Genomic DNA, 20616 nt, shown 5'->3' on the forward strand with positions numbered 1-20616 from the left:
CGAGTCTGCACCCGGGCTCGGACATCGGCACCTGCGGGTCGTGAGGACTGTCGGGGCGGGCACGAGGCCCGCCCCGACAGCGCTCAGCCGACCTTCTTGACCGTGTACCGGAAGACGTCGGTGCGCAGCACGTCTCCCGAGGTCTTCACGATCTTGATCGTGTGCTCCTTGTCCTTCAGACCGGAGACCGTGAACAGTTCCTGGTTCGAGACGCGGGAGTCGCCGTGCGTGTCGACGCTCTTCACCTTCTTGCCGTCGATGTACACGTCGACAGCACCCTGGTCGGGTCCCTTCGGTGCGACCCACGTGACGCCCGTTCCGCGGAACGTGAACGACACGGAGTCGCCGTCGGTCGCTGTCGCGTGCACGTCGTCGAGGTGGTCTCCGGTGAAGCCGAAGTCGAGCGTCGCGTCGCCGACCGGGAGCGCCGCCAGGTACGAGGACTTCAGGGTCACCGTCGTGCCCGACAGCGTGTAGTCGGCGTCACGCTCGAGCGGTTCGCCGTCGATACTGATCGACGCGAGCTCGCTCGGGTCGCGCAGCACGTCGACAGTGATGTCGGCGGGTGCGGCTCTGTTGAACGCTCCCGATGTCGTGCTCAGCTGGCTGTCGAGCGTGACGACCAGCTTGTCGAGCAGCATGAAGGATCCGGACTTCTTCACCACGCGCAGCGTGTGGCTTCCGCTCGGCAGATCCGCGACGCCGTACACGACCTGCTGCGACAGGCGCCCGTCGGCGGCAGGCAACGACGTGTCGACGGTGTCGACGAGCTGCCCGTCGAGGTAGATCTCCACCTCGCCCTGCGACTCGTGCTTCTCGGTGACGTACTGGATGCCGGTTCCCTGGAACGTGTACTCGAATGCCGCACCGTTGGTCTCGACGTAATGCACGTCGTCGCCGTGGTCGCCGAGGCCACGATTGTTGCTGTACCCCCACGACCCGCTGTAGCCGATCCGGGAGTCGTTGTCGTTCAGCGTCACCGTGAGGCCTGTGGCAGGAGGTGTGGGCGTTCCGCCACCGGGGGTGTCGGACACGGCGACCGTGAACGGCTGCGAGGTCGCGGGGACCTCGTTGCCGTCGTTGCGCACCCAGTCCCCGGCATACCCGACGCGAAGCGAGTCGTCGTTGACCGTGAGGACCGCCTTCTTCTCGGGGGTCACCTTCAACAGACGCACGCCGTGGATCGGCACGCTCCCGGCGGTGAAGCCGTCGGCCTCGGTGCCGAGGTTCTTGCCGGCCCACAGGTCGCGTACCTTCGCGGATCCGTCGAGCCCGATGTCGGACCAGTCGACCGTGATGTCGGCATCCGCGCGCCCGAGGTTGTACAGGGCCACGGTGTAGGTCCCGTCGGGGTTCAGCGCGTACCAGACCTGCTGCTTCGTCGCTGTCGACACCGGGCGCGCGGGCACACCGGCCTGGTTCACGGCGATGACCTCGCGGTTCGTGATCAGCTCCAGACCGTACTTGTCGAGGTTCGTGAGGTCGTTGCCCAGGTACATCGGCGCCGCCGACGTCGCCCACAGCGTGGTCGCCGTGCGGCGCTCGTCACGGGTCAATCCGTCCATCTTCCCGTTGCCGACATTGAGCGAGTCGAGGTCGTTCCAGCCGGCGGGGCCGGCGTGGCGCCACCAGTCGGAGAGCCGCGGGAACAGGCGGGCGACGTTCTCCCACGTGGTCAGCGCCTCGTCGCCGCAGTAGCACTCGACGTCCCAGTCGACGCGCCATCCGTCGGCATACTGCTTCCAGTAATCGGCGTAGTTGATGTCGACCGCCCAGGACAGCTCGAACCAGATGTCATTGCGCTTGAGCGCCTGCGACCACGCGGCGACCTCCTCCCGTGCGTCCATCGACAGGTCGCCGATGCCGGAACCGGGGGTCACGCTGTCGAACTTGATGAAGTCGACTCCCCATTCGCCGAGCAGATCGGCGATCGAGTCGATGTACTTCGTCGTGCACGGGTTGTCGAAGTCGAGACGGTATCCGAAGCCCCAGTAGTCGCCCTGCTGCAGCGGCTGCTTGAGGAGGTTCTCGGTGGTGCAACCGGGGGCGTTGTAGATGGGAAGCGCCTTCTGCGCCGTCTCCAGGCTCATGCCGGGGATCAGGTAGAGGCCGACCTTCTGCCCGTTGTCGTGCACGTGGTCGATGACGGCGTCGAGGCCGTCAGGGAACAGGGTGGTGCTGGGGATCGGGCGGCCGTATTCGTCCTGGCCGCCGTTCCAGCCGGCGTCGATGTTGATGTACTCGTAGCCGAACTTCTGCAGCTTGTCGTGCATGGCGTCCGACTGCGCCATGATCTGGTCGGCTGTGATCCACTGCCCGCCCTCGTACACCTGCATGCTGTAGCTGCTCCAGCCCATGTAGGGCGCGGCGGACAGCTCCGAGATGCCGTCGTCGGGGGCAGCCGTGCGTCGAGCATCCTTCGCGGGCGGGGCCTCCTCCGGCGACGTCGATGCCGTCGGCGTGGGCTGCGGGGACGCGGTCTGGGCAGGGCTCGGCGTCTCGTCCGCGGCGGGAGGCGGTGTCGCCGCCTCGGTCGGGGATGCCTCCGGCGTGGGAGTGGTCGTGGGGTCCGGCGCCGCGGTGGCGGCCCAGCCCGCGCCCGGGGCGAGGGTCAGCGCGAGCGCGGTCGCGGCGAACGCCGCGGTGACCGTGGTCGCTCGCCTTCTCTGTCGATGGGTCTTCATGGGGTTTCCTCTCGTTCGACTGCTCTGTCGTGGGATGGGGAAGGGGAGCAGGGGGTCAGGTGTCGGAGCGCCGGATCTCGATCAGCATCGCCTGCTGGGGGTTGAGGGTCGGCAGGGGCAGTCCCGCGCCGACCAGCACGCTCCCCGGAAGTTCGATCGAGCCGGTCACCGCATCCGCCACCCATGCCGGGTCGTTGCCCTGGTGGCGACTCGCGGCACCGAGGTCTTCACGGATCCTGACGCTGTACACCGCTTCGGCGTCGAGCCCGGGGAACCGCACGCGTCCGGACTGCCCGCCGGCGGAGGTCGCGAACCGGCTCCAGGTGAACAGTGCTTCGGAGCCGTCGTGCGCCACGACCCCGGCGAGTGCTGTCGCCTGGTCCGAGAGATCAGCATTGACGACCCGCCCGCTGTGCAGCAGTCCGCGGAACTCGCGGTACAGGCCGGCCCAGCGGGCGATCACGGCGAGCTCTGCGTCGTCGACCGCGGTGAGATCCTGCTCGATCCCGGCGTGCGCCGTCAGGGCGGCGATCAGACGGAACGACAGATCTGTCGTCCGGGCGGTCGTGTGCGACCGGGCGGCGCCCAGGTGCGAGCCGATCAGCTCCGGCGGAACGAGGCTGCGGGTCCAGCGTTCGATCTGGATCCGTTCGACGGGGTCGTTGCAGTCCGACGCCCACACGCGGTCGGTGCGATCGAGGATGCCCAGATCGATGCGGCCGCCGCCGCCCGAGCACGTCTCGATCTCGAGCGCCCGATGCCGCAGGCGGAGTTCGTCGAGCAGCCGGTACAGCGCCTGAGTCTGCCGGTGCACGCTCGGGCGGTCGCCATCCGTTTCCCGACTCACAGCCTCGAGGAGATCGCGATTGTGGTCCCATTTCAGGTAGTCGATCGAATGCTCGCTGACGAGGGCGTCGATCCGTTCGAGCAGGTACTCGTAGGCCTCGGGGCGGGCGATGTCGAGGACGTGCTGTGACCTCGATTCGGGGCCCAGCCCCTCGGCGGGGCCGAGGACCCAGTCGGGGTGCGCACGGGCGAGGTCGGAGTCGAGATTGATCATCTCGGGTTCGAACCAGAGGCCGAACTCCATTCCGTGGGCGCGCACGATGTCGACAAGGGGCGCGAGCCCCTGCGGCCACACGCCCTCGTCGACGTACCAGTCGCCGAGCCCGGCATCCGCTTCACGGCGACCGCGGAACCAGCCGTCGTCCAGCACGATGCGCTCGACGCCCACCGCGGCGGCGCGCTCGACCAGCGCGGTGAGGCGTGCAAGGTCATGATCGAAGTAGACGGCCTCCCACGTGTTGAGAACGAGGGGCCGAGGGGAGCGCGGGTGCGACGCCCGCGAGCGCAGCCGTCGGTGCAGCCGGTCGCTGATCGCGTCGAGGCCGTGATCCGACCAGATGAAGAGTGCGGTCGGTGAGTCGTAGCGATCGCCGTCTTCGAGGATGATCTCGCCCGGGTGCAGTTCCTCTCCGGCGCCGATGATCGAGCTGAACGCGCCCGCACCTTCGGTGAGGCGCTCGGCGAGGTAGCGCTGCTCTCCACTCCACGCCAGGTGGACGGCCCAGACCTCGCCATGACCGAACCCGAATCCTGCGGTGCCTGCGGCGAGCAGGAACGGGGAGTCATGGCCGGGCTTGCCGCGGTGAGCCGCGCGCAGGTGGGTCCCGAATCCGAACGGCGTCCGCTGCGGGGAGCGCTCGCGGCACCATTTGCCGGTGAAGTCGAGGATCTCCGTCGCGCGCTCCGGCAGCGGGATCAGTGCGAGCACGGAGTCCACCGTGTAGGCGGTCGAGCCGAGCCGGGGGCTGAGGCGCGCGTCTCGTACGACGGATGTGTCGACGGCCAGGACTCCGTGCTCGTCGAGGCGGTAGCGGAGAGTCGTGCGGAGTCCGGCGAGTGCGTCCTCGAACTCCAGCTCGATGCTGCCTCCGCCGCGCACACCGTCGATCTCGACGTCGTGACGGCTGAGGCGCGGCCGCGGCGTGGTGGCACGCCCCTGAGCGTGACCGGCCAGCGCGGGCGTACCCGACCACCCCTCGTACTCGGTGGGCAGCGCGGAGAAGGTGCGCGGCACATCGGGGGAGTTGTTCAGCTGCGCAGGGCCGGCGGTCAGCAGGAGCGCGGATGCCGTGGTCGGCGTGGATGCGCCGAGATCGGCGCCCCAGTGCAGGATGCGGGGGATCGGCTGACCGATCTCGAGGACGAAGGAGACGCCTGCGGCGCGGAGTGCGACAACGGTGTCGGCACGGGAAGTCATGGGATGAAGACCCTCCGGATAGTTACTTGACAACGTCAATAAATCACGTTTGAGAGGGGTGTGCAAGCGCGGATCCGAAATCGGCTCTGAGAAATCGGTCGTTTACTTTTGGCTGAGGTCGTGATTTTATTACGACGTAAAGTAACCCTGCCCGAGGAGGGCGATCATGAAGCTCAGTGCTGAGCAAGCACTCTCCGAGGAGGTCTCGACGTCGAGGCCCCCCGGCGCCACCGCGCGTCGTTCCACCGTCCGAACCCGACTCACGCGCAGCCTGCGCCGCTATTGGCAGCTGTACCTGCTTCTGCTGATCCCGGTGATCTGGTTCATCGTGTTCCGGTACGTGCCGATGGCGAACGCCATCATCGCGTTCAAGAACTACAACCCGATCGACGGGGTATGGGGGAGCCCCTGGGTCGGATTCGACAACTTCGCGAATCTGTTCCGCAACCCGGTCTTCCCCCGGCTCGTCGGCAACACCTTCATCCTCGCCGCCTACACCCTGATCGCGAGCTTCCCGCTGCCGATCATCCTCGCGCTCGCGCTGAACGAGGTGCGGCTGCGCTTCTTCACCCGCACCGTGCAGCTCGTGACCTACGCGCCGTACTTCATCTCGACGGTCGTCGTCGTCTCCATGACGATCCTGCTGCTGTCGCCGCGCGTCGGTCTGCTCGGCCGGACGCTCAGCTTCTTCGGCGCCGGACAGGTCGACCTGCTGGCCGACGCGGACTTCTTCCGCCACATCTACGTCGCGACGGACATCTGGACGACGACCGGATACTCCGCCGTGATCTATCTCGCGGCCCTCGCCTCGGTCGACACCTCGCTCTACGAGGCCGCGAAGATCGACGGTGCCTCCCGGCTGCAGAAGATCTGGAACGTGGACATCCCCGCGCTGCTGCCGACCGCATCGATCATCCTCATCCTCGGGGTCGGCAACATCATGGCGATCGGGTTCGAGAAGGCCTTCCTCCTGCAGAACGCTCTGAACCTCTCGACATCCGAGATCATCCCGACGTACGTGTACAAGACGGGCATCCTCAACGCGAACTTCAGCCTCGGAGCGACCATCGGACTCTTCAACGCCGTGGTCAGCCTCGTGCTGCTGCTCGTGGTGAACACGGTGTCCAAGCGAGTGACGGGAAACGGACTGTGGTGACCACGATCGATACCGAGGCCCTCCTCACCCAGGAGAGCGACGTCGCGAGGGGCAGGTCGCGTCGACCCAAGCGGGACCCGCTCCTGCGAGGTGTCAAGGTCAAAGAGACGAAGACCGACCGGGTCTTCATCGTCGCGGCCTACATCCTGCTCTCCGTCTTCCTGCTCGTGGTGCTGCTGCCGCTGCTCAACATCGTCGCCAGCTCGTTCTCGAGTCCGCAGGCCGTGTCGTCGGGGCGGGTGCTCTTCTGGCCGGTGGACTTCACCTTCCGCGGCTATGCCGAGGCTCTGGCCAACCCCGCGATCCTCCGCGGGTTCGGCAACTCGCTCTTCTACACGGTCGTCAGCACCCTCATCAGCGTGCTCGGCACGGTCGCGATCGCCTACCCCCTCTCACGGGCTCAGCTGTTCGGACGCAAGGTCATCACGGGTGGGGTCGTCTTCACGATGCTGTTCAGCGGCGGCGTCATCCCGATGTACCTCGTGGTGCAGTCGCTCGGGCTGCTCGACACCCGGTGGTCGATGCTGCTGCCCAACGCGATCGGCGTCTGGCAGGTGATCATCGCGATCGTCTACTTCCGATCGTCCGTGCCCGACGAGGTGTACGAGGCGGCCCAGCTCGACGGCGCGTCTGAACTCCGCATCCTCTGGACGATCGTCGTGCCGCTCGCGAAGCCGCTGCTCGCGGTGATCGCCCTGATGTACGCGATCATGCAGTGGAACTCGTACTTCGACGCGCTGCTCTACCTGCGCAACGCCGACCTGCAACCGCTCCAGCTCGTGTTGCGAGGCCTGCTGATCCTGAACGACTCGGGCGGTGGCGGCGATGTCGCCGAGCAACTGCGGCGCCGCGAGCTGGCGGATCTGCTGCGCTACTCGACCGTCGTCATCGCCACGGTGCCGATGCTCGTCGCCTATCCCTTCGTCGCGAAGTACTTCAACAAGGGGATCATGGTCGGCGCCGTCAAGGGCTGATCCGCCTCCGAGACCCCACACGTCCACACCCATCCGCATCACTACCCCCCTCAACCGGTCAAAGGAGATTCCGGAATGAAGAAACGCATCACACGAGGCGCGATCGCAGCGGTCACGGTCGTCACGACGGGGCTGGCGCTCGCCGCCTGCACGCCGCCCAGCGACGACAACGGACAGCTCGTCGCCTTCGGGCCGCAGGGTGACAACGGCTCGCTCGCCGAGAACGAGTTCACCCAGCTGCTCGAGAAGAAGTTCGACATCGACTTCGACTGGCAGACGACCACCTACGACGGCAGTGTCGCGGGTGAGAAGCGACAGGTGTCGCTCGCCAGCGGCGACTACCCCGACGCGTACTTCCTCGTGCCGTGGGTCGACGCCTTCTCTCGGAGTGAGATCCTGAAGTACGGGCAGCAGGGAGTGCTCCTGCCTCTCGAGGATCTCATCGACGAGTACGCGCCGAACCTGAAGGAGCGGTTCGAGGAGAAGCCCGACTGGGAGCAGTCGGTCACTGCCCCCGACGGGCACATCTACGCGATCACCCAGTGGACTGAGTGCTACCACTGCAGCTATCCGTCGAAGCTCTGGATGAACACGACCTGGCTCGACAAGCTCGGGCTCGAGCAGCCGACGACCACGGAAGAGCTGCGCGAGGTGCTGCGCGCCTTCAAGAACGACGATCCCAACGGCAACGGCCGCCCCGATGAGGTGGCGTTGAGCGCCTCGGCCTCGGAGCCCGTCATCAACTACTTCATGAACGCGTTCACCTACGCGCCGTACGGCTCGCCCTCGAGCCCGCCGCCCATGGTGCTCGACGGTGACAAGGTCACTCTGTCGGCGACGACCGACGGATGGCGTGCCGGCCTGCAGTACATCTCGTCTCTCGCCGACGAGGGCCTCATCGACACCGCGTCGTTCACTCAGAACGGGGAGGCGCTGCGGGCCCTCGGCGACAACGCCGACGGTGAGATCCTCGGTGCTGCGGCTGTTCTGCATCCGTACGAGATCGTGACCGCCGACTCTCCTGACGGCCGCGACACGCACTACGACGCGGTGCCCCCGGTCAAGGGGCCCGACGGCACGCAGTTCGCCACCTACCGCTCGCCGGTCAGCCCGCTGGGCATGTTCGCGCTGACGAACAAGTCGACCGAGGAGGAGCGCATCCAGGCCATCAAGGTGATCGACTACCTCGTGACAGAGGAAGGCGACCGTCTCGGAGCCATGGGGCCGGAGGGCGAGGCGTGGGTGCCTGCGGTCGAGGGCGACGTCGCGCTCGACCCCGAGCTCGACCCGACATTCAAGCCGCTCACGTACGACGAGACATCGAACGCCTCGTGGCGGTCGATGGGTCAGTACTGGGACTCGCTCGAGTACCGCAACTCGCAGGTCGTGCCGGAGGACGTGTACTCGCCGGACGGATATGAGCGTCGACTGCTCAACGCGTCACAGGAGTACGAGCCCTACGCTCCCGACGAGAGCATGCTCTTCCCCGTCGAGAAGCTGTGGCCCGACCCCGACACCTCGGCGGAGCTCGCCGAGCTGCAGACCAACATCGCGACCTACATCACGCAGGCGCAGGCGGAGTTCGTGACCGGTCAGCGCGACATCGATGACGACGCGACGTGGGATGCCTACGCCGCCGATCTCGAGGGCCTCGGGCTCTCTCGCTACCTCGAACTGCAGCAGGCTCTGTACGACGCGCTCTGAGCGACGGACACAGGATGCGCGGGGCGGATGCCGCCCCGCGCATCTCTGCGTCTCGGATGACAGGTGCCCGGCGCAGAACCCGCGGCGAGCATCCAGAGAGGCGGATGCCGTGCGGCATCCGCCTCTCTCGGAGTCTGTGTCGTGGGGCCTCAGCGCACGAGCGACTGGATGGCGGTGGCGGCGGCGCCGCGTGCCCAGTCCTCGAACGTGTGGGGGCGGGTCACGATTCGACAGCGCACGGCAGCCCCGAACGCGTGGTTCTCGAACGCGTCGCGCAGCGTCTTCTCGAAGAGATCGAAGTCGGACACACCCTCTCCGCCGATGATCACGAGCTCGGGTCCGGTCAGATTCACGAGAGTCGCGATCGCCGTGCCGATCAGTCGGGCGGCTTCGCGGAAAGCCGATTCCGCCTCGGGATCACCCGCGTGCGCGAGCGCCACGGCTTCGTCGATCGCGACGGGCCGACCGAGCGCTGCCGAGACCGCCGCTTCGATCGCTCCGGTCGACGCCGCTGCCTCGACGCATCCGCGCCGGCCGCAGGGGCAGACCAGAGCAGGGTCGGCGAGCGGCAGATGGCCGATCTCGCCCGAGACGCCGAAGGCGCCGCTCACGACCTCGCCGTTGAGGTGCAGGCCGCTGCCGATGCCCCGACCGATCGTCACGATCGCGAATGAGGCGGTGCCGAGGCCGATGCCGAACCAGTGCTCGCCGATCGTGAGGGCATGCACGTCGTTCTCGATGGTCACCGGCCAGGCGAATCGCGACTGCAGCAGATCCCCGAGGGGGACGTCGGCCCACCCCATGATGTTCGATTCGCGCACGACTCCGGTGGAGCTGTCGACGTCGCCCGACACCGAGACGCCGATGCCGGCGATCGCGGATGCGCCGAGGCCGAGGTTCTGCTCGAGCTCGGCGACGACATCGCTGATGGCGTCGATCACGGAGTGCGGATCGTCGGCGGGCAGAGCCCGCCTCGTGCTCGTGAGCACGGTGGTCGCGAGGTCGGTGGCGACCGCGATGACCTCGTCGACGTTCACCTTGACGCCGAGCATCACCATCGACTCGAGGACGATCGACACCGGGCTCACCGGCCGCCCCGGGGTGCCGTCGCGATGCGAGGCGGGAGGAGCGTCGACCAGCCCCGCCGCCACGAGAGGAGCGACCGCCTTGGTGACCGCTGCCTGAGACAGCCCCGTCTGTCTCGCGATGTCGATGCGGCTGATGGGACTGCGCGTCAGGATCGTCTCGAAGACCCTCGACCCGGCGTCGGACGCCGAGCGGATGAGGGTGGTGCGCGAGGCGGTGTCGTGGTCCATCAGGTCCTTCGGGTCGTGTCGGCTATCGTAGCGAACTCGCTGCGGTGCGCGTCGGAGCGCCTGCCGCGAGGTGCGCGGCCGCGAACTCGAGCGCGTTCTCCTCGTCGAGGTCGCCCCCGGCCTCGTGTCCGTTGTAGGGCCAGATCACCACCGTCTTCTCGCCGCCGTATGCCGTGAAGGCCGGGAGCACCGTCTCCGGCGGTGCGATGCCGTCGAGCAGGCCGGTGCTCAACAGCGCAGGGGCGGTGGCCCGCTTGGCGTGATTGATGCCGTCGAAGTAGCGCAGCGTGTCGAGCGCGGCGGCGGTGTCGCCACGCCGGTCGGCGAAGTACTGCGTGAGGAGCGAGTAGGGATGCTCGGTGCTGAGCGTCGCCGCCCGGTCGAGCTCGCAGAGGAAGGGTGCCTGGACGATCGCGACCGCGATGTCGGGCACGAGCCCGGCGATCGCGAGGGCGATGCCGCCTCCCTGGCTGGCGCCGACCGTGCCGACGCGAGAGGGATCGACGCCGTCGATGCTGCGCAGCGCGTCGATGGCGCGCACCGCGTCGGCATAGACGCGACGGTAGTAGTACTCCTGGGGCGAGCGGATGCCGCGGGTGAGGAAGCCTCCCGCGGACGGACCGCCATCGGCGTGGTCGTCGTCGGTGTCGCCGTGTCCCTGTCCGCGTGCGTCGACGACGAGATGCGCGTAGCCGGCGGACGCCCATCGCAGGTCCCGCAGCGCGTGCCCTCTGCCGTTGCCGTAGCCGAAGAACTGCACGAGTCCAGGGAGAGGCTCGGTGGCGCCGTGGGGGATGCGGAGCCATGCCCGGATCGGGGTGCCGCCGAACCCGCGGAACGACACGTCGAAGACGTCGATCTGGGTGAGTCGCGTGGCATGCGGTGTGACGGTGAGATCGAGGGGAAGGCTTCTCGTCTCAGCGATCGTCTCGGCCCAGAACGCGTCGAAGTCGTCGGGTTCGGTCTGCGTGGTCGCCGCATCGACGGCGCGGAGATCACCGTGCACTGCGTCCCTCCTGCGGCAGAGCGGCCGAACCTGCGGTGGACGGCAGCGCGACATCGACGGTCGCGCCGGCCGCCGCGTCGACCGAGGTCTCGCGGTCTGCGATCCTGACGATCACCGTCCGACGCTCGGAGCCAGGATTGTGCAGGGTCGCGCCTGTCACCCGCCCATCGCTCCACGAGAGATCGAGGACGAGGCCGGGGCGCACCGCGATGCCCTGCACGTCGCCGCGGACCCACGAATCGGGAAGTGCGGGAAGCAGATGCACGAGGCCGCCGTGGCTCTGCACGAGCATCTCGGCGATCGCGGCGGGGAATCCCAGGTTTCCGTCGATCTGGAAGGGCGGATGCGTGCTGAACAGGTTGGGGAGGAGGCCTCCCCATTCCGAGCCGTCGACCGGGCCGTGGCGAGTGGCGTCGCCGTCGAACGGCGTCAGCGCCTCTTCGAGGAGCGACGCGGCGACCTCACCCTGACGAGCGCGCGCGCGGAGGGCGATCTTCCAGGCCCAGGACCAGCCCATGGCACCGGGGCCCCGTGCGTCGATCAGACGGACTGCCCCGTCGAACAGCTCGGGGGTGCGCTCGGGGGTCACGGTGTCGAGGGGATACAGGCCGACGACGGGGGAGAGGTGGCGGTGGAGCGGTTCGTGCTCCTCGACCTCGGCCGACCACTCCAGCAGTCTGCCGTCCGAGCCGATCCGCAGCGGAGTCAGCGCCGCCAGTGCCTCGCGCACCTCGGCCTCCAGTGCGTCGTCGAGTCCGAGGTCGGCGATCGCGATGAGTGCGCGCTCGAAGAGGGCGCCGATGAGACTGAGATCCGACGTCGCGGTCAGGCCGAGGGCGGTGGGCCGACCGTCGGCGGCGACGTAGGAGTTCTCCGGTGCGGTGGAGGGAGAGGTGAGGAGTGCGCCGTCGGCATCCGCGACGAGCCAGTCGAGGCAGAACTCCACGGCTCCGCGCATGACGGGCCAGATCCGCTCGCGCAGGAGGTCTCGGTCCCCTCCGAATTCGTACGCGTCCCACAGATTGTGCGTGAGCCAGACGCCGCCCATCATCCAGATCGCCCAGCTCGCGGCTCCGTGGCCGTCACCGACCGGAAGACTCCAGCCCCAGACGTCGCTGTTGTGATGCGCGACCCATCCGCGGGTCCCGTAGAGCTCTCGGGCGGTGGCGGTGCCGGTGCTCGCGAGGCGCTCGACGAGGGCGAGCAGCGGTTCGAGCGCGTCTGGGTCGAGCAGGAGCGGCGCGGCCCAGTAGTTCATCTCGGTGTTGATGTTGATCGTGTAGTTCGACGACCATGCCGGCTGCAACTGGTCGTTCCAGATGCCCTGCAGATTCGCGGCGGGGTTGCCGGCTCGTGAACTCGACGCCAGAAGATACATGCCGTACTCGGCGGCGACCGTCGCGCGCAGCAGCGGATCGGATCCGTGGAGCACATCCCTGTCCACGCTCCAGGTGCCCTCACGTCGACTGCCGATCGCGAATCGCGCGCGGGTGACGCGTCGCCGATCGGCGACGTGCTCGACGAGGAGGTCGTGGGTGTCGCGCTGAGCCGCGGCATCCGCCCTCTCTCGTGCGCGATCCCGGATCGCCTCTCGTGAGGCGGTCCGCCAGTCCCCGTCGGCGTCGGCCCACCACGACCCGGCGCGCGACGATGTGGACAGGGCGATCAGCAGGCGACGGGCCTTGCGGACGACGATGCGACCGTCGGAGTGTCGTACCTCGCCGTCCGAGTTCACGACGACCGCTGCGGCAGCATAGGCGTCGAACTCCGTGTCGTCCTCCGCATAGCGCAGCGGTGGATCGACCGACTCCTCGTGCAGCGGCGCTCCGTCGACAGGGGCCTGCACGTCGAGGATCAGCGCGCCGGAGGAGTCGACGACTCGACCGCGCAGGGGAGTGGACAGCTCGATCGTCGCGTCGAACTCGACATCAGCGACGAGATCGACGATCAGCGCCTGCGCGGGTGCCGACACCCACGAGCGGCGAGTAAGGCGACCGCCGGGGATGCGGAGGGTTTCGGTCAGAGCCGCGTCATCGAGGTCGAGGACTCTCGCGGGGGTGTCAGGATCGGTCTCGGCGCCCTCGACTCGCAGGTGCAGATCTGCGAGCGGAAGGAACTCCTGCGAGTACGGGCCCTCGAAGGCCATCAGGAGCTCTTCAGCGAGCCGTACGTCGCCGGAGCCGAGCGCAGCGCGCACCTCCGCGAGGCGAGCGGGGCCCGCGCCGCGTGAGCGCACGTTCTCCAGCGCCCTGGCCGGCCCGTCGGGGGTGCCTGACCACAGCGTCGAATCGTTGAGCTGATATCGGCCGCTCGGTCCGCCGAACGCCATCGCGCCGATGCGGCCGTTGCCGAGAGGGGTCGCCTCCTCCCACAGTGTCGCGGGGGCGTCCCAGCTGAGGCGCAGTGTGTCGGTCATCGCACTCCGGTGTGTTCGATCGATCTCGATGTCACCGTCAGCGTAGGCGGCATTAATTGCCGCTGTCAAGTAATGTCCGACGCGCTGCGCCTCACTCGGGTCAGAACGTCAGCAGCACCTTGCCGACTCGGCCGGCGGTGTTGCTCGCGCGAACCGCGTCGGCCACGTCGGCCGCGTCGAAGACGCCCGCGACGGGAAGCGTCAGCGTGCCCTCGGTGACCCGCTGGATGAGTTCGCCGAACAGGGCGCCGCGGGTGGCGGCATCCATCGTCTGGATGACCTTGCTGCCCCAGAAGCCCTTGACCGTGGCCTGCTTGAAGATCACATCGCCCGATGCGATCTCCATGGTGGGGGAGTTCATCGCACCGAAGGCGACGAGCGTTCCCCCCTCGCCGAGGAGAGACAGCACGTCGCCGGCCGACGAACCACCGACCGAGTCGATGCCGAACGCGACATGGGCGCCGCCGGTGAGCTTCGCCACCTGGTCGCGCCAGTCGTCCTGGTCGGTCGACACGACGTTCTCGATGCCCTGCTCCCGAAGCTCGTCGACTCCGGCGGCGCGGCGAACCAGGCCGAGGACGTTCACGCCACGCGCGGCGCCGAGCTGCGCGAGCATCCGCCCGACGGCGCCGTTCGCCGCGTTCTGGACGATCCAGTCGCCCTTCTCAGCTCCCAGGAACTGCAGCAGGCTGATGGTGCTGAACGGCATCGACACCAGCTGTGCGGCGCTCTCGTCGCTGAGCGACTCGGGTACCGGGATGAGTCCTGCGGCGTTCGCGACCACGTACTCGGCCCAGGCGCCGAACGTGCCGCCCGTGGCGACGCGCTGGCCGACCGTGAGGTTCTCGACGCCCTCGCCCAGCGCATCCACGACGCCGAGCGCCTCGGTGCCCGATGCCGCGGGCAGCTCGGGCTTGAACCCGTAGGTGCCGCGAATGGTCCACAGGTCGTGGTTGTGGATCGGTGACAGCACGATCTTCAGTCGGACCTGACCGGGACCGGGTTCGGGGGTGGGGCGTTCGGAGACGGTCAGGACCTGTTCGGGTTCGCCGAAGGTGTCGTGGGTGAGGGCGCGCATGATGTTCTCCTTGTGGGATGAGTGTGGTGGATGCGGGTCTGGATCAGTCGTCGGTGACGGTGATCTGGACGTCGATGTTGCCCCGGGTCGCGTTGGAGTAGGGGCACACCTGGTGTGCGGCGTCGGCGAGTGCCTGTGCCTGCTCGTGGGGGAGGTCGGGGATGACGACCTCGAGCTGCACGGCGAGACCGAAGCCTCCCTCGCCGTTCGAGCCGATCTGCACGCGAGCGCCGACCGAAGAGTCGGTGATCTTCACCTTCTGCGTGCGGGCCACGGTCTGCAGGGCGGAGTGGAAGCACGCGGCGTAGCCGGCGGCGAAGAGCTGCTCGGGGTTCGCTCCGTCGCCGCTTCCGCCCATCTCCTTCGGGATGGCGAGGTCGATGTCGAGTCGCCCTTCGCTCGTGGCGACGCGGCCGTTTCGGCCGGCTCCGGTGGCGAGTGCTTCGGCGGTGTAGAGAGCGTCCATCGTGTGGATTCCTTCCGGGGTTGGGGTCAGTCGGCGCGAGGTGCGCGCGCGGTGGATTCGGGGGCGACTGCCGAGTTCTGCAGTCGCGAAGTGAGCTCGTGGAGCTCGGCGATCAGTCGGTGGCGCTGATCGTCGTCCTGCATGCCGGCGAGAGCGGCGATCGCGGTGTGGACCGGCGCGACCTCGGAGCGAAGGGCGGTTCCCGCATCGGTCAGCCCCACGGTGACGACCCGCTCGTCGGCAGTGCTTCGGGAGCGGGCGACGTAGCCCGCCTGCTCGAGGCGCCGGACGAGGGGGGAGAGGGTGCCGGAGTCGAGCTGCATGGCGTCGCCGAGCGAGCCGATCGTCTGCTCGCCCTCCATCCAGAGGATCGCGAGCACCAGGTATTGGGGATAGGTCAATCCCCACGGTGCGAGGAGGGAGCGGTATGCCTGCGTCGTCGCGCGGGCGGCGGAGTACAGGGAGAAACACACCATCTCGTCGGTCACGGCCATGACCTAAGTATTGCACGCGATTAGATTGTGCACAATTTAATTGCGAAGGCGTCGTCTCGCACTAGGCTCCGACTATGAAGGTGCGCCCGGTCGATCTCGTCGACGTGTTCGTCTACCTCGTCGTGCTGGGTGCCTTCACGCAACTCTTCCCCGAGGTCATCTCCGAGTCGTTCCTCCTCGCGCTGCTGACCGCGATCCTGCTCAAGCTGGTGCTCGAAGTGGTTCTGCTGGTCAAGAAGCGCATCGTCACCCGTATCCGGGGTGCACGCTCTCCCTGGATCCGAGTGGTGAACGTCGCTGCGCTCCTGCTCGTGCTCCCCGGCAGCAAGTTCCTCGTGCTCGAGCTCGTCGATGCGGTGTTCGGCGACGCCGTGTATCTGGGCGGCTTCTTCCAGGTGACGGCGCTGATCATCGTGCTGATGCTGGCTCGGGGTGGCGTCCGCCGGATCTTCGATCGCTCGGATGTGACCGAGCCGCGCTGAGGTTCGCACGCAGAGCCCGATGAGCGTGGTGCTCAGCGATGAATCGGCTATGAGTCAGCTGTGCAGAGGTCTTCCTTAGATCTGTCTCAGAGTCGTACCTCCACAGTGGGGCCATGACCACTCTGACGACGAGATCCCGAGCATCCGTCTCATCCTCCGGCTCGACACCCGTGGCGACCACCCGTCGTCGCGGACCTCAGCTCTGGCGTGCCGCCGCGATCACCGTGATCTGGGCGACCAGCCTGTTCGTCGTCGCCCTGTGGGTCGCGGGAGGAGGGGTGACGGCTGCGATCAGCATGAACGCCGAGACCGTGACCACGCTGGGGCGTCTGACGGGGCTCGTGGCGGCGAACCTCCTGCTCTATCAGGTGCTCCTGATGGCCCGCATCCCCCTGTTCGAGCGCGGCTTCGGGCGTGACGGCATCACCCGCCTGCATCGTTTCGTCGGGTTCTGGTCGTTCTGGTTGATGGGCGCTCACATCGGACTGCTCGCAGTCGGGTACGCGATGGCGGCCGGGATCAACCCGATCGTCCAGCTGTGGAGCTTCATCTGGGACTACCCGGGGATGCTGCTGGCGACCGCCGGCACACTGCTGATCCTGCTCGTCGTCGTGACATCGATCAGACGGGCCCGCCGTAAGCTGCGCTATGAGTCCTGGCATCTCCTGCACCTGTACGCCTACCTGGGAGTGGGCTTGGCGCTGCCGCATCAGCTGTGGACCGGGGCTGACTTCCTGTCGTCGCCGATCGCGACGCTCTACTGGTGGTCGATCTGGGCGCTCGCTGCGGTGTCGGTGCTCGTCTTCCGCATCGGAGTCCCGCTGCTGCGGTCTTCGCGTCGGGCGCTTCGTGTGGAGAGCGTCGAGCAGGACGGTGCACGAGGAGTGACGATCCACGTGGGAGGTCGACACCTCGACCGCCTCGGAGCGCGCGCAGGACAGTTCTTCGTCTGGCGGTTCCTCGACGGACCGGGATGGACCCGTGGGCACCCGTTCTCGCTGTCGGCGGCACCGGGTCGCGAACTCACACTGACGGCGCGCGTCGTCGGTGACGGCACGCAGCGGCTCGCCGTGCTCTCGCCCGGAACTCGAGTCATCGTCGAGGGGCCGTACGGAGAGATGACGGGCGAGCGTCGAACCGCGACCAAGCTGCTCATGATGGGTGCCGGCGCCGGTGTCGCACCACTGATCTCGTTGCTCGAGAACGAGGCCTATCTCCCCGGAGACGCCACCCTCATCGCGAGGGACTCGTCGGTGGTCGATGCGCTGCGCCAGGGAGCTATCGCTCAGCTCGTGACAGGCCGAGGGCTGCGATATCTGCCGCTCGCCGGCTCGCGCTCATCCGGACCGTCGAGCTGGATCCCGGCCACCCACGAGGCCTGGTCGGGGCCCGACCTGCTGCGCCACCTGATCCCGGACCCCGACTCCTACGACGTCTACATCTGCGGTGCCGAAGCCTGGATGAAGGATCTTCGACGAGACCTGGTGGGGGCGGGATTCGCCCCGCATCGCATCCATTCCGAGTCCTTCACGATCTGAACGGAGAGACACCATGAAGAAGATCCTCTACACCCTGCTCGCGACCGTGAGCGGTCTCGTGCTCCTGTTCAGCTATCGCACCTCGCTGGAGGCGGTCACTCCGACGGACGCCAGCGCGGCCACAGCGACGGGCGGGGCGACGACGACGAGCACCGATACCGCCACAGGCAGCTCCGGAAGCGCGTCGAGCAGCTCCGGAACCTCCTCCGACGCGACGACGAGCAGCGGTCTGACGGACGGAACGTACACCGGCGCGTCGTCTCAGACGCGATACGGACCGGTCCAGGTGCAGATCACCGTCTCGGGCGGACAGATCAGCGATGTGCAGGCGATCGACTACCCCGACAGCAACGGCCGTGACCGTCAGATCAACGAGACGGCGATCCCCCGTCTCGTCTCGGAGACGATGCAGTCGCAGAACGCGCAGATCCAGATGGTGTCGGGCGCGACGTACACGAGCAACGGCTACCTCTCGTCGCTGCAGAGCGCGATCGATCAGGCGCAGAGCTGATGCGCGCGCCGGGGAGAAGGGTGCAGGTCCGCGTCGAGGAGATCATGGGGATCCCCATGAGCATCCACGTGGTCTCCGTGCAGGGGACGATCGATCCCGATGCCGAGAGGGCGATCCAGGGGTGCTTCGAGGAGCTTCGTGACATCGACCGGCTCTTCTCGACCTACCGTCCGGATTCCGACATCAATCGCATCCGTCGAGGGGAGCTCTCGGTTGCCGAGGCCGATGCGCGCGTCGTGGTCGTCGCCGACGCCTGTGCCCGTGCCGAAGCCGCCACCGACGGTCTGTTCTCTGCGAGTTGGCGTGGGTGGTTCGACCCCACCGGATATGTGAAGGGGTGGGCTGTCGAGGAGGCGAGCCGCCGCCACCTCCAGCCACTGCTCTCGTCGTCGGTCGCGGTCGGGATCAATGCGGGTGGAGACCTGCAGCTCTTCACCGCGCCGGACGCCGACTGGCGGTGGCATGTGGGCATCGCGGATCCGCACGCACCCGGACGACTGGTCGCCACTATGGAGGTGGCGAACGGCGCGGTCGCGACGTCGGGCACCGCGGAACGGGGGCACCACATCATCGACCCGCGCACCGGGGATCCTGCGACAGGGGTCGCGTCGGCGACGATCGTGGCGGACAGCCTCACGCGTGCGGACATCTGGGCCACTGCGGCGGTCGTCGCCGGGACCGCCGATCGGTCATGGCTCGAGAAATCAGGTTCCCGTACGGGGATGCTCGTGGGCGACGACGGCGAGGTGACCCGGTGGGTGGGGGCGACGACGGTGGCGGTGCAGCCGTTCAGCGGTGTGTTGGCAGCGTGAGCAGGAAAGTCGTGCCCGCTGGCGTCGACGTCTCCACCACGATGGATCCTCCGGAGCGGCGGGCGACGTCGCGCACCAGCGCGAGGCCGAGCCCGAAGCTGCGCGGCCGCCCGCTCTCGCGCGGGCGTGCGAAACGTTCGAAGACCTGATCGGCGGGGATGCCGTCGATGCCGGAGCCCTCGTCGATCACGCGCACCATGGCGTGGTGGGCATCGTGGCTGATCCGGACCGACACGGTTCCTCCGGCGGGGGAGTGCTGCACCGCATTGTCGAGCAGTGCGACGAGGATCCGCACGAGCGTCACGTGGGGGATCTGTGCGGTGACTTCGGAATCCGACGTGACGCGGAGCAGCACCTGAGACTCCTGGGCGATCGTCGCGATGGTCGAGACGGCTGACGACGCTGCCGTCTCGACGTCCGCGGTGCCGCCCGCGTGGGACTCGCCCTCGGCGGAGATCAGCAGGTCGGTGAGGACATCGCCCATCATGTCGGCGTCGCGCCGCAGTTCTCCGAGCCCCTGGGCCACGTCCTCGCCGCGGTCATGGCGGCGCTGCAGGACCTGGATGCGGCTGGTCAGCGTCGTCAGCGGCGTGCGCAGCTCGTGACTCGCGTCGGCCACGAAGTTGCGCTGTTGACGCAGGGCGTCGCTGAGTGGGCGCACCGACCGCCGTGCGGCGATCGCGGCGACGACCCCGAGCAGGATCACGCCGACCGCCCCCAGCACGATCACCGTCGGCACCACGACGTCGATGTCGACGATGAAGTCGTCCCTCGGGCCGCCCTGTCCGAACCAGCCGCCGCCGTGCTCCTGCCCCTCACGTCGGGAGGTCGAGAGGATGACACTGATCAGGATCGCGATGCCGATCGCCACGATCACTCCCGAGGCGACGCCCACCCAGACTCCGATCGAGAGGGCGGCGCGGCGGACGCGTCGTGCGTCGGCCTCGCTCATGAGGGCATCCCCGCTCGGTACCCGCGTGCGCGGACGGTCTCGATCATGTCGGGCGTGGTCTTGCGCCGCACGTAATGCACATAGGTGTCGACGGAGCCGGTCGTGTCACCTTCGTGGAAGACCGCCCGAACGATCTCCTCGCGGCTGAACACGTGCTCGGGGCTGGTGCTCAGGAGTTCGAGCAGCGCACTCTCGGTCGCGGTCAGCGCGACGCGGAAACCGGACGGGTCGTACACGGCTTGCGCCTGTGGTGAGAAGCTCCACTCGCCGAGGCGCCGTCGCGCCCCGTCGGCACGGAATGCCCTGCGCAGCGCTCGGAGGCGGGCGAGCAGCTCGTCGTAGTCGAAGGGCTTCACCAGGTAGTCGTTGGCCCCGCCGTCGAGCCCGGTCACACGATCGTCGACAGTGCCGAGAGCCGTCAGCATGAGCACGGGAGTGGTGATGTGGGCGGTGCGAACCGCCTTCACGAGGGCGACGCCGTCCATGCCGGGCAGTCGTCGGTCGATGACCATCACGTCGTAGCGGTGGTCGAGGGCCATCCGCAGCGCCACCTCGCCGTCGGTTGCGTGATCGACGGTATAGGAATCCGCGAGCACCTCGACCGTCAGCGCCGCGATCTCCGCGTCGTCCTCGACGTAGAGAAGTGCGGGGAGAGCGGGACCATCCATGCGGGTCATGGGAGCCTCTCGAAGTCCGGTTCCGGTTGAGCATCAGCGTACGCCCGGGCGAGTATGGATCCTCGCACGGCTGTAGCCGCCGACTGG

17 protein-coding genes are annotated in these 20616 nt (G+C 67.9%); 7 read left to right on the top strand and 10 right to left on the bottom strand.

Annotation, left to right across the window (positions count from 1 at the left end; translation table 11 throughout):
• Nucleotides 1–83: 83 nt before the first annotated feature.
• Together JOF42_RS09330 and JOF42_RS09335 are read right to left on the bottom strand one after the other, a co-directional pair.
• A complete protein-coding gene (locus JOF42_RS09330) occupies nt 84–2684 on the bottom strand; it encodes a X2-like carbohydrate binding domain-containing protein (RefSeq protein WP_210097609.1) in 2601 nt (866 codons plus the stop codon).
• 55 nt (nt 2685–2739) lie between these two features.
• On the bottom strand, nt 2740–4947 hold the full coding sequence (locus JOF42_RS09335) for an alpha-galactosidase (protein ID WP_210097610.1): 2208 nt from the start codon (nt 4945–4947) through the stop codon (nt 2740–2742).
• A gap of 166 nt (nt 4948–5113) precedes the next feature.
• Here JOF42_RS09335 and JOF42_RS09340 point away from each other — a divergent pair, with 166 nt between their 5' ends.
• The 3 genes from JOF42_RS09340 to JOF42_RS09350 all read left to right on the top strand — a co-directional run bounded on the left by JOF42_RS09340 (nt 5114) and on the right by JOF42_RS09350 (nt 8781).
• Complete coding sequence (locus tag JOF42_RS09340; protein WP_210097611.1) at nt 5114–6103, top strand: ABC transporter permease; 990 nt, start codon at nt 5114–5116, stop codon at nt 6101–6103.
• The gene (locus tag JOF42_RS09345) at nt 6100–7077 is read left to right on the top strand and encodes a carbohydrate ABC transporter permease (protein ID WP_210097612.1); all 978 of its coding nucleotides are present in this window, start codon (nt 6100–6102) and stop codon (nt 7075–7077) included. The genes JOF42_RS09340 and JOF42_RS09345 overlap by 4 nt, the downstream gene beginning before the upstream one ends.
• 75 nt (nt 7078–7152) lie before the next feature.
• Complete coding sequence (locus JOF42_RS09350) at nt 7153–8781, top strand: extracellular solute-binding protein (protein ID WP_210097613.1); 1629 nt, start codon at nt 7153–7155, stop codon at nt 8779–8781.
• 149 nt (nt 8782–8930) lie between these two features.
• Here the strand turns inward: JOF42_RS09350 and JOF42_RS09355 are convergent, their stop codons facing one another.
• The 6 genes from JOF42_RS09355 to JOF42_RS09380 form a co-directional block, all read right to left on the bottom strand.
• Nucleotides 8931–10097 carry an ROK family transcriptional regulator gene (locus tag JOF42_RS09355; RefSeq protein WP_210097614.1) on the bottom strand — a complete coding sequence of 389 codons (1167 nt, stop codon included), beginning with the start codon at nt 10095–10097 and terminating at the stop codon, nt 8931–8933.
• A 22-nt stretch (nt 10098–10119) separates the two neighbouring features.
• Nucleotides 10120–11103 carry an acetylxylan esterase gene (locus JOF42_RS09360; RefSeq protein ID WP_210097615.1) on the bottom strand — a complete coding sequence of 328 codons (984 nt, stop codon included), beginning with the start codon at nt 11101–11103 and terminating at the stop codon, nt 10120–10122.
• Nucleotides 11093–13519, bottom strand: a complete 2427-nt coding sequence (locus JOF42_RS09365; RefSeq protein WP_210097616.1) for a glycosyl hydrolase family 95 catalytic domain-containing protein — start codon at nt 13517–13519, stop codon at nt 11093–11095. Before JOF42_RS09365 ends, JOF42_RS09360 begins: the two co-directional genes overlap by 11 nt.
• 100 nt (nt 13520–13619) lie before the next feature.
• Entirely contained in the window at nt 13620–14597 is a 978-nt protein-coding gene (locus tag JOF42_RS09370) for a zinc-binding dehydrogenase (protein ID WP_210097617.1), read from the bottom strand.
• A gap of 43 nt (nt 14598–14640) precedes the next feature.
• The gene (locus JOF42_RS09375; RefSeq protein WP_210097618.1) at nt 14641–15063 is read right to left on the bottom strand and encodes an organic hydroperoxide resistance protein; all 423 of its coding nucleotides are present in this window, start codon (nt 15061–15063) and stop codon (nt 14641–14643) included.
• A gap of 26 nt (nt 15064–15089) precedes the next feature.
• Nucleotides 15090–15557 (bottom strand): MarR family winged helix-turn-helix transcriptional regulator, encoded by a 468-nt coding sequence (locus tag JOF42_RS09380; protein WP_210097619.1) that lies wholly within the window; start codon nt 15555–15557, stop codon nt 15090–15092.
• 74 nt (nt 15558–15631) lie between these two features.
• Between JOF42_RS09380 and JOF42_RS09385 the strand changes: the two genes are divergently transcribed.
• From JOF42_RS09385 to JOF42_RS09400, 4 genes are all read left to right on the top strand, one after another.
• Nucleotides 15632–16039: a hypothetical protein gene (locus tag JOF42_RS09385; RefSeq protein WP_210097620.1), complete on the top strand. Its 408-nt coding sequence runs from the start codon at nt 15632–15634 to the stop codon at nt 16037–16039.
• Nucleotides 16040–16152: 113 nt separating this feature from the next.
• A complete protein-coding gene (locus JOF42_RS09390) occupies nt 16153–17577 on the top strand; it encodes a ferredoxin reductase family protein (protein ID WP_210097621.1) in 1425 nt (474 codons plus the stop codon).
• A 13-nt stretch (nt 17578–17590) separates the two neighbouring features.
• Nucleotides 17591–18088, top strand: a complete 498-nt coding sequence (locus JOF42_RS09395) for an FMN-binding protein (RefSeq protein WP_210097622.1) — start codon at nt 17591–17593, stop codon at nt 18086–18088.
• Between the two features lie 56 nt (nt 18089–18144).
• Nucleotides 18145–18900, top strand: a complete 756-nt coding sequence (locus tag JOF42_RS09400; protein WP_245340773.1) for an FAD:protein FMN transferase — start codon at nt 18145–18147, stop codon at nt 18898–18900.
• On the opposite strand, the gene JOF42_RS09405 is transcribed toward JOF42_RS09400, so the two are convergent.
• Entirely contained in the window at nt 18878–19852 is a 975-nt protein-coding gene (locus tag JOF42_RS09405) for a sensor histidine kinase (protein ID WP_210097624.1), read from the bottom strand. The genes JOF42_RS09400 and JOF42_RS09405 overlap by 23 nt on opposite strands.
• The gene (locus tag JOF42_RS09410) at nt 19849–20529 is read right to left on the bottom strand and encodes a response regulator transcription factor (RefSeq protein WP_210097625.1); all 681 of its coding nucleotides are present in this window, start codon (nt 20527–20529) and stop codon (nt 19849–19851) included. Before JOF42_RS09410 ends, JOF42_RS09405 begins: the two co-directional genes overlap by 4 nt.
• Nucleotides 20530–20616: the final 87 nt, after the last annotated feature.

Source organism: Microbacterium phyllosphaerae (assembly GCF_017876435.1).
Lineage (GTDB): Bacteria > Actinomycetota > Actinomycetes > Actinomycetales > Microbacteriaceae > Microbacterium > Microbacterium phyllosphaerae.

Excerpts from the sequence above, each read along its gene's own strand:
- JOF42_RS09395 (WP_210097622.1), top strand. The coding sequence starts at position 17,591 with ATGAAGAAGATCCTCTACACCCTGCTCGCGACCGTGAGCGGTCTCGTG.
- JOF42_RS09370 (WP_210097617.1), bottom strand. The coding sequence starts at position 14,597 with ATGCGCGCCCTCACCCACGACACCTTCGGCGAACCCGAACAGGTCCTG.
- JOF42_RS09390 (WP_210097621.1), top strand. The coding sequence starts at position 16,153 with ATGACCACTCTGACGACGAGATCCCGAGCATCCGTCTCATCCTCCGGC.
- JOF42_RS09365 (WP_210097616.1), bottom strand. The coding sequence starts at position 13,519 with ATGACCGACACACTGCGCCTCAGCTGGGACGCCCCCGCGACACTGTGG.
- JOF42_RS09340 (WP_210097611.1), top strand. The coding sequence starts at position 5,114 with ATGAAGCTCAGTGCTGAGCAAGCACTCTCCGAGGAGGTCTCGACGTCG.
- JOF42_RS09350 (WP_210097613.1), top strand. The coding sequence starts at position 7,153 with ATGAAGAAACGCATCACACGAGGCGCGATCGCAGCGGTCACGGTCGTC.
- JOF42_RS09385 (WP_210097620.1), top strand. The coding sequence starts at position 15,632 with ATGAAGGTGCGCCCGGTCGATCTCGTCGACGTGTTCGTCTACCTCGTC.
- JOF42_RS09355 (WP_210097614.1), bottom strand. The coding sequence starts at position 10,097 with ATGGACCACGACACCGCCTCGCGCACCACCCTCATCCGCTCGGCGTCC.
- JOF42_RS09380 (WP_210097619.1), bottom strand. The coding sequence starts at position 15,557 with ATGGCCGTGACCGACGAGATGGTGTGTTTCTCCCTGTACTCCGCCGCC.
- JOF42_RS09400 (WP_245340773.1), top strand. The coding sequence starts at position 18,145 with ATGAGCATCCACGTGGTCTCCGTGCAGGGGACGATCGATCCCGATGCC.
- JOF42_RS09405 (WP_210097624.1), bottom strand. The coding sequence starts at position 19,852 with ATGAGCGAGGCCGACGCACGACGCGTCCGCCGCGCCGCCCTCTCGATC.
- JOF42_RS09410 (WP_210097625.1), bottom strand. The coding sequence starts at position 20,529 with ATGACCCGCATGGATGGTCCCGCTCTCCCCGCACTTCTCTACGTCGAG.
- JOF42_RS09375 (WP_210097618.1), bottom strand. The coding sequence starts at position 15,063 with ATGGACGCTCTCTACACCGCCGAAGCACTCGCCACCGGAGCCGGCCGA.
- JOF42_RS09335 (WP_210097610.1), bottom strand. The coding sequence starts at position 4,947 with ATGACTTCCCGTGCCGACACCGTTGTCGCACTCCGCGCCGCAGGCGTC.
- JOF42_RS09330 (WP_210097609.1), bottom strand. The coding sequence starts at position 2,684 with ATGAAGACCCATCGACAGAGAAGGCGAGCGACCACGGTCACCGCGGCG.